Here is a 14,852-nt window from a genome sequence, read left to right as displayed (position 1 = left end):
GGCCAGGCTCGGCTTCATGGCCGTTTCTTTGGAAAGAACACATGTATGGCCTGATCCACGGCAATTTCGCTGCGGTAACGATCAATCAATTGACGTTGGTTCAATCGATCCAAGGAGATGTCTGCCATGCCTGACTTGGCCTGCTCAGGGGTTCTCAGGTGTGCCGAAAGAAACTTAAGGTCGACCCCCCAAAAGGTGGAGTAGTGAAAGTCCGCGAACCATAGCGGCTTGCCGCTTTGTTTGTCCTGAATTTCATACCGGTCGAGGTATCTCTTTCCCGCCGGGGTCTTGATGCGCTTTCGGTTGATTCGTTTAGTCACGTGGATGAGGTTTCGTTCGTTTAGCCAAGTGACGCCGCTCATGTTGGGCGGGCTTCGTTTGATGAGCCCCAGTACGGTCTCGTGTTCCTCGGCGCGTAGCGCCGTCGCTTCGCTCTTGAGCTGCAATCGCAAGGATTCGGCGGAACTCCGTTCTTCTGGCGCAAGTTCGACCGTTTCGTTCCTGGCCCGGTCGAGCGCCTTTTCGATTGCATTGGCGACTGTATCGAACCGGCTCGCATGGGCGCCCATGATCAATGAAATACCGGACGGTGTACGGTCTGGCTGCTGCACGTCATCTTGGACTTGTGTTTTGAAGGCAGAGAGTCCTTTGATCAGGGCTTTGCCTTTCTTGACGCTGGTTTTCAGAGCGGGGATCGCCGGAGGTTCGTTGGCCTCGATATGGGGGACCCATTCACCGGTTTCTTTGCGGTGGAATAAAGCGATCATTTCACCGGATAACGGATTCCTCACCTCGACCCAACCCGTTTCTTCGTACGAGCTGGTCAGGCGAGCCACGCCGCTGACGACTCCCCAGAAGCGGCCTCTGATGAACTTCCTCCTGGAGCGGGGGCGTTCCTCATACACAGTCAGCGATTGTCGTTTATTGCTTCGCTCGTCGAGGGCCTTGGCCAAATGACGCAACGCTCGCTCTTTTGCCTTGGTTATTCGATTACCCAGATGCTTGAGTTGTTGAGTGTTAGCGCTGTCCTGATATTCGTTTCCCATGTAGTCCAGGTGCTCTTGGATGGCCGTGAACTGTTCCGTCAGGCTGCCGAGTGCATCGATTTGTTCGTCCAGCCGGATCTTGGTTGTTTCATCGAGCGCCTCGCGCAAGGTTTGGAAGGCCACCATCGCATTGTCGATCAGTCGGTCAATCTCCAGCCAACCTTCGGGCATTGTTTTAACGCTGTCGAGGGTCAGGCAGAGGTGGCGATACATTTCCAATTGAAGAATTCGTAGATCGTCACTGGTGTAGGAAGGCATTTTTCTGCGGTATTCGCGCACAAACTCAAAGCCTCCGAGCCCGAGTTTCTTGAGCTTGGAAAAGCGTGTCTCAATATATTCCAGACGCTCGATCATGTTGTCACCGAGCTGAATCATGCTGTTGGCAGCATCGACGTGTCGTTGCTCGCGCATTTGGAAGCGAGGGGTGATCATGTCCCTCGCCTGCGCCATGGCGGGCAGAAATTGTTCCCGCAATATGTCCATGTCAGCGAAAGTGAAATTTATTTGCGCGTTCAGGTAACCAAGGCTCACGCGCGGAGCATCCGGCCTCGCCTGGAAGACCGGCCACTCCATCAAAGCGCTCAATGCCCGTTCATAGTTTTGCCGCTGCGTTTGCAGGGAGACTCTATAAGCTTCAGCAAAAATGTCCCTGGTATCGGCCGATGCCCGCTCCATGTTTTGAGCACCGATATTCAGCGCCCATTCGTTATACGTTCTGCTTTCTTCAAATTTATTGAGTTCGGCAAGCAATTCAATGTTGCGGCGTTGTGCCGCGACGACGACTTTCTGCCTGACGCCTTTCGATCCGCTGCCCTTTAATCGCAAGCGACTATCGATTCTCCACTGGTCACGCTCGTCCCGGAGCAAGGGGGGGCCGGAGCGTGTGTCCTTGATGATGCTGACCTGCTCGCCCTCGACGCTGACTTCAAAACACTGGCTCGCCAGCTTTGCGTACCACTTCCCATTTTTCGGGTAGAGGCCTTTGAACACGCCTTCGCTCTCGGGATGCCCGAGGTTATCGGGCGCATCGATGCTGAAGCTAGCGAGAAGCCCGGCGTGACTGCCGGATTTACCCATCAAGGCGCCACTGGTATGGATGAACTCGTAGTGCTCTTGTGACAGTTCTTTTTGCACGAGTGGCGAAAGTGTCTCGATGCTTGGTTTGGAAAGTGGTGCTGGCACATTTTGTTTCGGGGCTACTTCAGGCGCTTGTGTTGGTCGTTCGCGGCTGCCTGCTTTGGAGCGATCGATAGCAATATTGACCACGCCTAACGCCACGTTTAACAGCAAATCCACGACGGCCTCCCACTTGGTCTGGTCCTTGCGCTCTCCGTCGTCCTGCGCTAACCGTTCCAAGTCCTCCAGTATCTGCCAGAGCCAGGTCGCGGTGTTCGCCGTGGTGCCGAGATAGGGCAACGCCAGATTGAAAATCAACCACCCCGCCTGTTTGAACGACTCCCAACGGCTCTCGCTGTTGGAAACCGATTGTTTATCGGCGAGTGTCACCAGGGCGTTGGCGTTGGCCTTGAACAACAGCGGCATGAAATCGGCTCCCAAGGATTCGTCGCTTAAGGTGATGGGCCCCGCGCTGGCTAATGATGTGATGGGGGTCGCCACGAACTCCAAAGCGGCCCAGGGCGAAGGCAGGGCGCCCGGGAAAACCAGTCGGCTGTAAGTGTCCCGCACCCCATCGGGCAGCCACGCCAGTACCGATTGGCGCAACGTGGCTGACTGCTTGATGGCATAGAGCAAATTGCTGAACGAGGGGAACTGGCACAGCTGCGGTTCGAGTAGAGGGCGGTAGAGCAGACAGGGGCCGGCGCTGGGTGTCTGCGGGCCGATCACAAACATATTGGCCACGATGTCCTCGGAAATACCGAGCTGCAACTCTGGCACGAACGCCAGCTTGCGCAGGACAATGGCTTGCCCGTCAACCTTGCGGTCGGCTTCCAGCGGCTCCATCAGCGCCGCGACGTAACGACAGCCGCGATCATCGATATCGCCCAGCCCCTTCAATTTACTTTCCAGCGCAAGCAGGGGCAGCTGTATGCGTAGCTGTGAACTGAACAGGCGCTCTCGACGGGACGATTGCGTTGGATCGTCGAGTAGTTTTCGTTTGATCAGCTCTGGATAGACGCGACCGATATCGACCTGGGTAATAAGGCGCTCAAGGTAGTCCACCGTCACCCATTCGGGGAGCTCGGTCCCGTCCACGGACTTCACGGTTTTGTTGCCCTGTGGAAGCGCAATCAGGTTTTGCAAGGCGAGATCGATTAAGTTGAACTCGGTTGTGTCGAACTTGAACGGAACGACAAAGGTCCCCCAGACCACCGGGCTTGTTATCTCGATGACGATTGTTTCCGGTTTCAGAGTCGAAACATCGCTGTGGTCGGATTGCATCTGGGTTTTCAAGGCATTTGACGCGTAGTCCTTGATCGAAGGGATATCCTCCAGGTAAGTTTCGCCGGCGTGGGAACTGCCCAGCGCCGACAGGTTTTTCATGTATTGAGCGAACAACGTCTGGTCGGCTACTGGTGCGTTGCGTAACCAATCGGGTATCTGCTGCTTGAACCACGCCTCGCCTGGTCCGACCGCGATTCCACTGATGGGTATTTCGGGCTCAGCAGCGACAGCGTCCGACTCCGTACGAGGGTTTCCGAGCACCCTGACCTGCACACCAATAAGTCCACAGGCCTTGCTGTCGAAAATGTTTGCGCGCGGTTCATAGAGCCGCCAGCGTATCGCGGTGGTGGGGTGAGAGAGCGATAGATGATCGGTAAGGGACTGGCCCAATGCGTCACGTGTCTCGAACTTCTCATAACCGCTGTACAACGAGTGCGTAAGGATGACCTCCTTGTCATCGATCTGACCGATCAGGACGACCAGCGAGTTTTCGTTCAAGCGAGTGACCTGAGTGCCAGCGACTGCATCGACGTCGACCAGGTACGCGTGGCTTTGGAATTTATCCTTACGGTCTTGCGGGTCGGGGTACAGGTAAAGTTGCCTGGCCATGGCACATTCGTCCGCCGTCCAGCCCTTGAGTTGCCGCACGTCCCAGAATTTGCGCAATGTATTGGACAGCTCATGCCAGCGGGCACCGTAATGACCGAATGGCATGTTCCAGTAAGCCAGTTGTTGTTCCTGGTTGGCCTTCAACATCGCGGGCGCCAGCTCATTGATCAACCTTCCGATTTGCTCGATGCGCACCGGCAAATGCACTTCGGGTTCGGTAATCGGCAGCCGGGTCAGGAAGTGCAAACCCTCAATCAACAAGGTCGGATGTTTCTGGTCGATCTGATCGGCCAGTAAGTTGCTCAGTGACTCATAACGGGTTGGCAACGCTACGATTTCGCCGCCGACGATGTCCCAGGCCGGTTCGGCGAGGACGGTTGTGTAGGGGTCCAGGTCCAAGGACGGATAAAGGTCCTTGAGCGCACCTTGCAGGAGTCCGGCGGCCACTTCCGGGTAGGTGGGGCCTGCAAGCAATTGGTTGAGCAATGCTGCCTTGATGCTTGCGTCGGACGTAGGGCCTGTGTCAGTCGAGTCGAGTGTCATTTGCGTGTCCCTCCTTGAACATGAAAACCCGAAGCCGAACGCTTCGGGTTTTTCATGCTAGGGAGGCACGGACTGGGGCAGGTGGTAACTATGTATAGGCCGACGTATGACCTTGGCGCCGATACGACGTGGTTACTGGCCGGATTTGATTCGCGTCCAGGCTCGCGTGCGTGCGCGCTCGGCATCCCTCGGCAACGGTTGAAGCGTATACAGCGTCGCCATGGCCGCTTCGGTCGGGTACAGGTTGGAGTTGCCGCGGATCGCTGGGTCGACGCTTTCGGTAGCGTCTTTGTTCGGGTTCGGATAACCGACAAAATCACTGATCGGCGCGATCACCTGCGGTTGCAACAAGTAATTGATGAAGGTGTAGGCGTCGTCCGGGTTTTTCGCCCCTTTAGGAATGGCGAGCATGTCGAACCAGATCGGCGCGCCCTCCTTGGGCAGGCGCATGTCCACCGTCACGCCGTTCTTGGCTTCCTTGGCGCGGTTGGCCGCCTGGGAGAAGCTGCCGGAATAACCGACGGCCACGCAGATATCGCCGTTGGCGATATCCGCCATGTATTTGGAGGAGTGGAAATAGGTGATGTAGGGCCGAATCTTCAACAGCAGCGCTTGGGCCTTGGCGTAGTCCGCCGGCTTATTGCTGTTGGGGTCCAGGCCCAGGTGCTGCAAGGCCAGGGGCAGGATTTCCGAGGGCGAATCGAGCAAGGCCACGCCGCACTGCTTGAGCTTGCTGATGTTTTCTTCCTTGAAGATCAGGTCCCAGCTGTCCACCGGCGCGTTTTCACCCAGCGCGGCCTTGACCTTGTCCGGGTTGAAGCCGATCAGGATGGTGCCGTACATGTAAGGCACGGCGAATTTGTTGCCTGGGTCGTTGGCCTCGATCAGCTTCATCAGCTTGGGATCGAGGTGGTTCCAATTCGGCAGCTTGCTGCGATCCAAGGGCTGGAACACCCCGGCTTCGATCTGCTTGGCCAGAAACACGTTGGACGGCACCACCACGTCGTAGCCAGCGTTGCCCGTCAGCAGCTTGGCCTCCAGGGCTTCGTTGGTGTCGAAGATGTCGTAGATCAGCTTGACCTGGCTGTTCTGCGCCTTGAAGTCATCCAAGGCCTTGGGCGTGATGTAGTCGAACCAGTTGTAGACGCGCAATGTGCGCTCCTCGGCCTGAGCGGCGCCACACAGCAGCGCGGCGCACAGGGCCGGGGCCATCAAACGCTTGAGTCTGTTCATGCTGTTGTTCCTCATTGGGCGCTTTGGAAACCTTCAAGGACGTTCACGGCGTTGATGCCGATTTCTGCCACTGCGTAGCCGCCTTCCATCACGAACAAGGTCGGTTTGCCGAGGGCGGCGATGCGTTTGCCCATCGCCAGGTAATCCGGGCTGTCGAGCTTGAATTGCGAGATCGGATCTTCCTTGAAGGTGTCCACGCCCAGAGACACGACGATGACATCGGCATCGTAGCGTTGGACTTCGCCGCAGGCTTGCTCCAGCGCGGCGCTCCAGGTTTCCCAACCCGAGCCCGCCGGCAAAGGGTAGTTGAAGTTAAAGCCCGCGCCGGCACCTTCGCCGCGCTCATCTTCGTAGCCCAGAAAGAACGGGAACTCGGCCTCCGGGTGGCCGTGGATCGACGCGAACAGCACGTCGCTGCGCTCGTAGAAAATCGATTGGGTGCCGTTGCCGTGGTGGTAGTCCACGTCGAGGATCGCAACCTTTTTGTGCCCCTGGTCAAGAAAGGCCTGTGCTGCGATGGCGGCATTGTTGAGGTAGCAATAACCACCCATCAAGTCGCTGGCAGCGTGGTGTCCCGGTGGGCGACACAACGCGAAGGCGCTACGGGCGCCACGCTGGATGTCGGCCTGGGCGGTGAGGGCGACCTGGGCTGCGCTGTACGCCGCTTGCCAGGTACCGGCGGTAATCGGCGCTCCTCCATCAAAGCTGTAATAGCCGAGCTGGCCGTGCAGGCTGGTCGGGATCACCGAGCGCAAGGTGCGGGCCGGCCAGGTGTAGGGCAGCAGGTCACCGTCGCGATTGAACTCGGTCCAACGCTCCCAGGCGCCTTTGAAAAATTCCAGGTACGCCGGGCTGTGGACACGCTGGATCGGCGCGAGGCCGAAGTCCTTCGGCGCCTCCACCGGCCCCAACGCCCGAGCCTTGACCCGCTCCAACACATGGTCGGCCCGGGACGGCATTTCGAAACAGGGCATCAACTGCCCATCCATCAATTCGCAGCGTCCGTGGTGCAGGTGGTGATCGTCTGAGTAGATCGTCAGCATTCTTGTTCTCCGCAGGGCTGATTCGTTGGAACACAGTCTTGCGGCGCGAAGCGTTTCGGAGAACGGCAGGAGAGGCCAAAAGGGGATCGAAATGGCCAAAAGGTTTGACCGTAAATCGCCCCTTGTTGGCGCGGGTGTGAGCCGATTCGGGGCGTGGACGGGTTCGCAGTTTCACAACCCGTGGCGAGGGAGCTTGCTCCCGCTGGGGGGCGAAGCCGCCCCAACCGATCCAACGCGTTTCTATAGATAATCCGCGTCAGCCGGTTTGCGACGGCTACGCCGCCGAGCGGGAGCAAGCTTCCTCACCACGGGGATCGTGTTGAAGCCAACTTTCACGCCCTGAACCGACTCGGCGCCACGCCGCTCCAGCGCACGAAGGCATGGCGAAAGCTCGCTGTTTCACTGAAGCCAAGCAGTTCGGCGATCCGGTAGATCGGCAGCTGATCCTCGCAGAGCATCTGCTTGGCCCGCTCGAAGCGCAGTTCATCGAGCAGTTCTTGGTAGCTGCAACCCAGGTCCTTGAGGTGCCGGCGCAGGGTGCGCGCCGAGCAGTTCATTTGCTCGGCCAGGCCTTCCAGGCCCGGGGCGGCGTCCAGTTGCGCGCCGAGCAGTTGGCGGATTCGTCCCAGCCAGGCTTGGCGGCCGGTGAATTCCGTGTTTTGCCGCCGACAACGTTCGGCCATGGCTTGGTGGGTGATGGGGTCGGCCAGCGGCAAGGGTTGTTCCAGCCAGTAGCGATCGAAGGCGAAGGCGTTATCGAAGCTGTCGAAGCGCACCGGGCAGTCAAACAGGTAGGCGTAGCGCGCCTGGTAGTCCGGCGCCGAGTGTTCGAAGCGCGCCGCGCGCAAGGGCAGCGGGTGACCGAGCAGGTCGTTGCAGATCACCTTCAGCGACACCATGCAGAACTCGGCGTTGAACACCGCCAGGGCCGGGTTCTCCCGGTAGTCGCCGGCGCTGAGCCAGATGTGCTCGCCGTCGTCCTCCAAGGCCAGCTCGAAGAGTGTTCCCAACAGCGCCGGGTAGCGCAACGCCAGGCGCAAAGCGTCACCTAAGGTGGCACTCGTGAGCAGGGCGTATCCCAGCATGCCGTAGGAAGAAACGTGCATGTTGCGCCCCAATTCCAAGCCAATGTCGCGCTTGAGGGCCACGGCGTTGGCACAGACCTGCATCTCTTGGTTGGTGGTGATGCGCGTGTCGGCCCGGCTCAAGTCCGCCGTGCTGATGCCGCTGCCGGCCAGCAATGCATCACTGGGCAGGCCATCGTGCTTGAAGGCATCGAGTACCAGGGAGACGGCGTTGAGGGTGGTGAGGTGGGAATGCAACATGGTCCGTTTCCAGCCTGGGGAGACGGGAGACGGAGCAAGTTGTATGCCGAACGGTATCTGCCAGGACACTGCCATTGTGGCGAGGGAGCTTGCTCCCGCTGGGCCGGTCCGACGCCTCGGGCGAAGCGGCCCCCTAAATCTTGCGGTCGCTGCGCAACCGAGCGGGAGCAAGCTCCCTCGCCACAAAAGCCACTCACCACAACTCGGTGCAGGTTCGGATCAGCTCAGCTCGCCACACAGATCCAGCTCAACCAGCCGGCGAACCTCATCCACCGGCAACCCCGCGCCAATCAATGCCTGCAACTTGCCGAACGCCGCCTCGCGGGTCATGCCGCCGCCGGACAGCACGCCAACGCCGCGCAAACGGCTGCCGGCTTCGTACACGTCCAGCTCGACGCCGCCTTCATGGCACTGCGTCACCGCCACGACCACCACGCCGCTGTCCCGCGCCCGTGCCAGGCTGGCGAGGAACGCCGGGCTGTCGCTCGGCCCGGTGCCGCTGCCGTAGCACTCCAGCACCAGGCCCTGGATGCCGCTGCCCAGCAGGCCATCGATGATCTCGGCACCGATGCCGGGAAACAGCGGCAACGCCGCGACATTCGCCAAGTGTTTGGGCTGGTTGTAATTCAGCTGCGTTGGCAGGGAAGCCGCCTTGATGCCCCCGCCCTGACGTTCCAGGCGCTTGAACGGATGACGGCCGAAGCTGCGCACTTTCGCGCAACGGGTCGGCGCCAGCAGTTCACCGTGGAAATAAAGGTGTACGCCCGGCGCCAGGCCTTGGCCGAGGGCGACCAGCGCGCCGCTGAGGTTTTCCCAGGCATCGCTGTCGGTCACGCCGGCGGGCAGCATCGAACCGGTGAAGCAGACCCGCCCATGCAGGCCCAGCAACTGGAAGCTCATCGCAGCGGCGCTGTAGGCCAGCGTGTCGGTGCCGTGGAGGATCAGCACGCTGTCGCAGCCTTGCACATCCACGGCATCGACCACCGCTTCGCGCAGTTGCTGCCAGTACGCTGGCGTCATGTTGGCGCTGTCGATCAGCGGCGCCATTTCCCGGAAGCGCCACTGGGGCACGACCAGTTCGGGTTGGCTGTGCAGGTAGTCGCGCATCCGCGCTTCGAAGCCGGATGCCGGGGCCAGGCCGTTGGCGCTGGCTTGCATGCCGATGGTGCCGCCGGTGTAGAGCACCATGACGTGCTGGGCGGCAGGATAGGTCGAGGCATTCATGGGAAGTTCTCCGAGGACGAAAACAGCAGCTTCACTCGCTGCCGCAACATAAGGTCGAGCATGACGCCGACCTTATGTTGTGTCACGCCGGACGCAGGGGATGCGCCCGGTTTTTTTCCAACAGACCGTTGATCAGCGTTGCGCTGCAGCCAGGCTTGCCGGAGCGTTGCCGGAATCGGCGGCAGGCGCCGACGGGCTCGCTGGCCAGGCTTTGCGGTCCAGGTCCAGGTCAGGGAACTTGCTCGAATCGAAGACAGGCACCTTGATGCCGGCCGAGCGCTGGTCGTCGTAGTCGCGCAGGATGCGCATGCCGACTTTGAACAGCAGGAACAGCGCGATCAGGTTCACGAACGCCAGCAGGGTCATGGTGATGTCGGCGAACGCGAACACGGTGCCCAGGTTCTCGATGGCGCCCCAGAAAATCAGTGCCAGGACCAGGGTGCGATACGCCATCAGCGCCTTGCGGTTTTCACCCAGCATGAAGCGCAGGTTGTTTTCGCCCAGGTAGTAGTTGTAGAGGATCGAGGTGAAGACGAACAACGACAGGGCCACGGAGATGAAGACCCGGCCCCAGTCACCGACCACGGCCGCCAGGGAGTTCTGGGTCAGGGCAATGCCGTCGCCTTCGAAACCTGGAGTGTAGAAGCCCGACAACAGGATCAGCAGCGCGGTGCAGGTGCAGATCACGAAGGTATCCAGGAACACGCTGAACGCCTGGACCACGCCTTGGGCGACCGGGTGCTCGACGGACGCAACGGCCGCGACGTTAGGCGCGCTGCCCAGGCCGGCTTCGTTGGCGAATACGCCACGCTTGACGCCCATGACAATGGCGCTGCCAATCAGGCCACCGAAAGCCTGGTCCAGGCCAAAGGCGCTCTTGACGATAGTCGCCAGCATGCCCGGCACGTGTTCGAACTGCAGCACGATCACGTAGAGGGTCACGGCGATATACGCCAGGGTCTTGACCGGTACCAGCAGGTCGGCCACTTTGGCGATACGCTTGATCCCGCCGATGAACACCAGGCCCAGCAATACCGCCAGGCCCAAACCGGTGTAGGTGGTGTCGAGGCCAAAGGCGTTGTTCAACGAGTGAGTCACGGCGTGGGCTTGCAGGCCGTTGAAGGCGAAGCCAAAGGTGATCAGCAGCAGGAATGCCATGATCATGCCCAACCAGCGCTTCTGCAGCCCGTGCTGGATGTAATAGGACGGGCCGCCACGGTACTGGCCTTCGGAGTCGCAGCGCTTGTAGAGCTGGCCGAGGGAGCATTCGAAGAAGCTGCTGGACATGCCGACCAGCGCGGTCACCCACATCCAGAACACCGCACCCGGACCACCGAGGGTCACCGCAATGCCGACACCGGCGATGTTGCCCGCGCCGACGCGGCCGGCCAGGCTGAGCATCAAGGCCTGGAACGAACTGAGCTGGTCGGTGCTGCTTTTCAGGCTGTCACGGAACACCGCGAACATATGAAAGAAATGACGGAACTGGACGAAACGCGAGCGGATCGTGAAGTAGCCACCGAGCCCGACAATGAGCGCGATCAGCACTTTCCCTGAGAGGAAGTCGTTGATGACTTCGAGCATGAGTATTCCTCGCTGTTTTTTGTTAAAAGCAAATGCTGGCCATTTGGAAACATCGTGTTACGTCCGTCGGCACGCGGCTCGACAGAGGGGGCGATGTTTCGTCCCGGTCCACTTCGCGGGTTTGTTATTAGTTCGGTTTTCGCATGTTTCGAGGCCTCGTTGACGACGACCACCCATGCGAAGAGGGGCGGCACTATACCTATCAGTGCGACGCCCGTCTGCACAGTTGTGGTGCATACGACGAAACGAACCCTTTTATCTCCTGGCCTTTCGGTCAGGTTCCTGAAGGAGCAAGCCGGTTCGCGATGGCTGGCGACGCGGGGTACAACGGCAGCGCGTCGTTGTTTGTCGCGAGCAGGCTTGTTCCTACAAATTTCGCTGGCGCCTCAGTTGACGGTTAAAAAAAAGGGCTTGGGGTACGAGTCCCCAAGCCCTCAAAAGGTGAGAGGTGTCTAGTCCCTCGACCTGGTGAGCGGTGGTGGCGTCGATCAAGCCTTGAGCGGGACCAGACGCGGAGCAATCATGTTTTCCGGGCGCAGGATGTCGTCGAGCATGGCGTCGTCGAGCAAGCCTTCTTCGCGCACCAGCTCCAGCACGCCGCGGCCGCTTTCCAGGGCAACACGGGCGATGCGGGTGGCGTTTTCATAGCCGATGTACGGGTTCAGGGCGGTGACCAGGCCGATCGAGTGCTCGACCAGCTCGCGGCAGCGCGCTTCGTTGGCGGTGATGCCGACGATGCAGTGCTCGCGCAGCATGTCCATGGCCCGTTGCAGCAGGCGGATCGAGTCGAAGATCTTGAAGGCGATCAGCGGCTCCATCACGTTCAGTTGTAGTTGGCCGCCTTCGGCCGCCATGGTCAGGGCCAGGTCGTTGCCGATGATCTGGAATGCCACTTGGTTGACCGCTTCCGGAATCACCGGGTTGACCTTGCCCGGCATGATCGAGCTGCCTGGCTGGCGGGCCGGCAGGTTGATTTCGTTGATGCCGGTGCGTGGGCCGCTGGACAGCAGGCGCAGGTCGTTGCAGATCTTCGAGAGCTTGACCGCGGTGCGCTTGAGCATGCCGGAGAACAGCACGAAGGCGCCCATGTCGGAGGTGGCTTCGATCAGGTCGGCGGCCGGCACCAGCGGCTGGCCGCTGATGGTTGCCAGGCGCTGTACGGCCAGGGCCTGATAGCGTGGGTCGGCATTGATGCCGGTGCCGATGGCGGTGCCGCCCAGGTTCACTTCGGTCAGCAGCTCGGGCGCCAGGGTCTTCAGGCGCGCCAGGTCTTCGCTCAGGGTGGTGGCGAAGGCACGGAATTCCTGGCCGAGGGTCATCGGCACGGCGTCTTGCAGTTGGGTGCGGCCCATTTTCAAGACGTGGCTGAATTCCTCGCCCTTGGCGGCAAACGCCTGGATCAGGCTGTCGAGGCTGGCCAGCAACGCGTCGTGGCCCAGCAGCAGACCCAGGCGGATCGCGGTCGGGTAGGCGTCGTTGGTGGACTGCGCCATGTTCACGTCGTTGTTGGGGTGCAGGTACTGGTATTCGCCCTTCTGGTGACCCATGGCCTCCAGCGCGATGTTGGCGATGACTTCGTTTGCATTCATGTTGGTCGACGTGCCGGCGCCGCCCTGGATCATGTCCACCACGAATTCTTCGTGGAAATCTCCGCGGATCAACCGTGCACAGGCTTCGCTGATCGCGGCGTGCTTGGCTTCGCTGAGCTGGCCCAACTCACGGTTGGCGTCAGCGGCGGCTTGCTTGACCATTGCCAGACCGACCACCAGTTTAGGGTAATGCGAGATCGGGACACCGGAGAGACGAAAGTTGTTGATCGCTCGTAGGGTCTGGATGCCGTAATACGCTTGCGCCGGTACATCGAGTACGCCAAGCAGGTCTTTTTCTGTGCGGAATGATGCAGCGGAGGACATGATGGAAATCATCTCAATAAGGACCCGGTCAGAGCCGGAACGCTGTGAATCCTAGGCTTTCAGAAAAATTTGGGCCAATGCTGTTAAACACTGGCCTATGCATATTCGGCATAATGCCCGTGTGACGCCGACAGTGCGGCGAGCGTGTGACCTGCTTTGGTGCGTCCCTCGGGAGGACGGTAATGAATCTAGAAAGCAAATGGCTCGAGGACTTCAGTGCCTTGGCCGCGACGCGCAGCTTTTCCCAGGCGGCCGAACGCCGCTTCGTGACGCAACCGGCCTTCAGCCGACGGATCCGCAGCCTTGAAGCGGCGCTGGGGCTGACGCTGGTCAACCGCTCGCGCACGCCGATCGAATTGACGGCGGCGGGGCAGTTATTTCTGGTGACGGCGCGCACGGTGGTCGAGCAATTGGGCGAAGTGCTGCGGCATTTGCATCATCTCGAAGGCGGGCAGGGAGAAGTCATCCAGGTGGCGGCGGCCCACTCCCTGGCGCTGGGCTTCTTCCCCCGTTGGATCGCTCAACTGCGTAACGAAGGTATGAACATCGCCACGCGGCTGGTCGCCACGAACGTCGGCGATGCCGTGCACGCCTTGCGCGAGGGCGGTTGTGACTTGATGCTGGCTTTTTATGACCCCGATTCAGCCATGCAGATGGATCCAGAGATTTTCCCTTCGTTGCACTTGGGCCAGACCGAGATGCTGCCGGTGTGCGCGGCCGATCCACACGCAAGGCCGTTGTTCGACCTCGAAGGCGAAGCCAGCGTGCCGCTGTTGGCCTACAGCGCGGGGGCGTTTCTCGGGCGTTCGGTGAACCAATTGCTGCGCCAGCGTGCGCTGCGCTTTACCACGGTGTACGAGACGGCCATGGCCGACAGCCTGAAAAGCATGGCCCTGGAAGGGCTGGGCATCGCCTGGGTGCCTCACCTGAGCGTGCGCAACGAACTGGCCCGGGGCGAGCTGGTGATCTGCGGCGGGGCGCAATGGCATGTCCCGCTGGAGATCCGCCTGTACCGCTGCGCCCTGGTGCGCAAGGCCAATGTGCGGTTGCTGTGGCGCAAGCTCGAGGGTGGGGTGGTGCAGGGTGTCACGGGATCTTGATAGCACTGCAAACCCTGTGGGAGCGAGCCTGCTCGCGATGGCGGACTAGCAGGCAATACTTGCTCGACTGATACACCGCTATCGCGAGCAGGTCCGCCCCCACAAAGGGATTTGCGGTGCTGCAACATTGACTTCTAAGTCAATAAAATCACCGCTTCACCACAAAAAGCAGATGGTCGGCGAAAGTGCGTTTAATCCTTCGTTTTCGGTATACTGCCCGGCCTTCGGTCGGTTCATCCGACCATCATTCGTACAACAAGCCACGCCGGTTTCCTGCGTGGCTTGTTGTTTTTTGACGCGCCCCAGGGCGCCCAGAGAGAAGAGGCACGACGATGAGTGCACTGGTTGGCGTGATCATGGGCTCCAAGTCCGATTGGTCCACCCTTAGCCACACCGCCGATATGCTGGAAAAGCTCGGCATCCCTTACGAGGTGAAAGTGGTGTCTGCCCACCGTACCCCGGACCTGCTGTTCCAGTACGCCGAAGAAGCCGACGCGCGTGGCATCGAAGTGATCATCGCCGGCGCCGGTGGTGCGGCCCACTTGCCAGGCATGTGTGCGGCCAAGACTCATTTGCCAGTACTGGGCGTGCCGGTGCAGTCCTCGATGCTCTCGGGTGTCGATTCGTTGCTATCGATCGTGCAGATGCCGGCCGGCATTCCGGTCGCTACCCTGGCCATCGGCAAGGCCGGCGCGATCAATGCCGCCCTGCTGTCGGCGAGTATCCTGGGCGCCAAGCATCCCCAATTTCATACCGTGCTGAAAAAATTCCGCGCTGAGCAGACAGACAGCGTCCTGGACAATCCGGACCCACGCATTGCCTGAGGTTG

Annotated in this window: 9 protein-coding genes; 2 read left to right on the top strand and 7 right to left on the bottom strand. The window is 60.3% G+C overall.

What is annotated here, in order from left to right:
• Positions 1–14: 14 nt before the first annotated feature.
• The 7 genes from J3P76_RS25245 to aspA all read right to left on the bottom strand — a co-directional run bounded on the left by J3P76_RS25245 (position 15) and on the right by aspA (position 12,923).
• A complete protein-coding gene (locus tag J3P76_RS25245) occupies positions 15–4,601 on the bottom strand; it encodes a dermonecrotic toxin domain-containing protein (protein ID WP_434701356.1) in 4,587 nt (1,528 codons plus the stop codon).
• A gap of 132 nt (positions 4,602–4,733) precedes the next feature.
• Positions 4,734–5,834: a polyamine ABC transporter substrate-binding protein gene (locus J3P76_RS25240; protein ID WP_434561574.1), complete on the bottom strand. Its 1,101-nt coding sequence runs from the start codon at positions 5,832–5,834 to the stop codon at positions 4,734–4,736.
• Positions 5,835–5,845: 11 nt separating this feature from the next.
• Positions 5,846–6,877: a histone deacetylase family protein gene (locus J3P76_RS25235; RefSeq protein WP_434608785.1), complete on the bottom strand. Its 1,032-nt coding sequence runs from the start codon at positions 6,875–6,877 to the stop codon at positions 5,846–5,848.
• Between the two features lie 332 nt (positions 6,878–7,209).
• A complete protein-coding gene (locus J3P76_RS25230; protein WP_434608787.1) occupies positions 7,210–8,202 on the bottom strand; it encodes an AraC family transcriptional regulator in 993 nt (330 codons plus the stop codon).
• A gap of 219 nt (positions 8,203–8,421) precedes the next feature.
• A complete protein-coding gene (locus tag J3P76_RS25225; protein WP_434608789.1) occupies positions 8,422–9,426 on the bottom strand; it encodes an asparaginase in 1,005 nt (334 codons plus the stop codon).
• A gap of 132 nt (positions 9,427–9,558) precedes the next feature.
• Positions 9,559–11,010: an alanine/glycine:cation symporter family protein gene (locus tag J3P76_RS25220; RefSeq protein WP_434608791.1), complete on the bottom strand. Its 1,452-nt coding sequence runs from the start codon at positions 11,008–11,010 to the stop codon at positions 9,559–9,561.
• A 488-nt stretch (positions 11,011–11,498) separates the two neighbouring features.
• A complete protein-coding gene (aspA, locus tag J3P76_RS25215) occupies positions 11,499–12,923 on the bottom strand; it encodes an aspartate ammonia-lyase (RefSeq protein WP_434608793.1) in 1,425 nt (474 codons plus the stop codon).
• A gap of 182 nt (positions 12,924–13,105) precedes the next feature.
• Between aspA and J3P76_RS25210 the strand changes: the two genes are divergently transcribed.
• Together J3P76_RS25210 and purE are read left to right on the top strand one after the other, a co-directional pair.
• Positions 13,106–14,023, top strand: a complete 918-nt coding sequence (locus tag J3P76_RS25210; protein WP_420767105.1) for a LysR substrate-binding domain-containing protein — start codon at positions 13,106–13,108, stop codon at positions 14,021–14,023.
• A 332-nt stretch (positions 14,024–14,355) separates the two neighbouring features.
• Positions 14,356–14,847: a 5-(carboxyamino)imidazole ribonucleotide mutase gene (gene purE, locus J3P76_RS25205; RefSeq protein ID WP_420767106.1), complete on the top strand. Its 492-nt coding sequence runs from the start codon at positions 14,356–14,358 to the stop codon at positions 14,845–14,847.
• Positions 14,848–14,852 lie beyond the last annotated feature (5 nt).

Source organism: Pseudomonas sp. D1-36 (genome assembly GCF_051132205.1).
Lineage (GTDB): Bacteria > Pseudomonadota > Gammaproteobacteria > Pseudomonadales > Pseudomonadaceae > Aquipseudomonas.
This window is presented reverse-complemented; position numbering and strand designations above follow the sequence as displayed.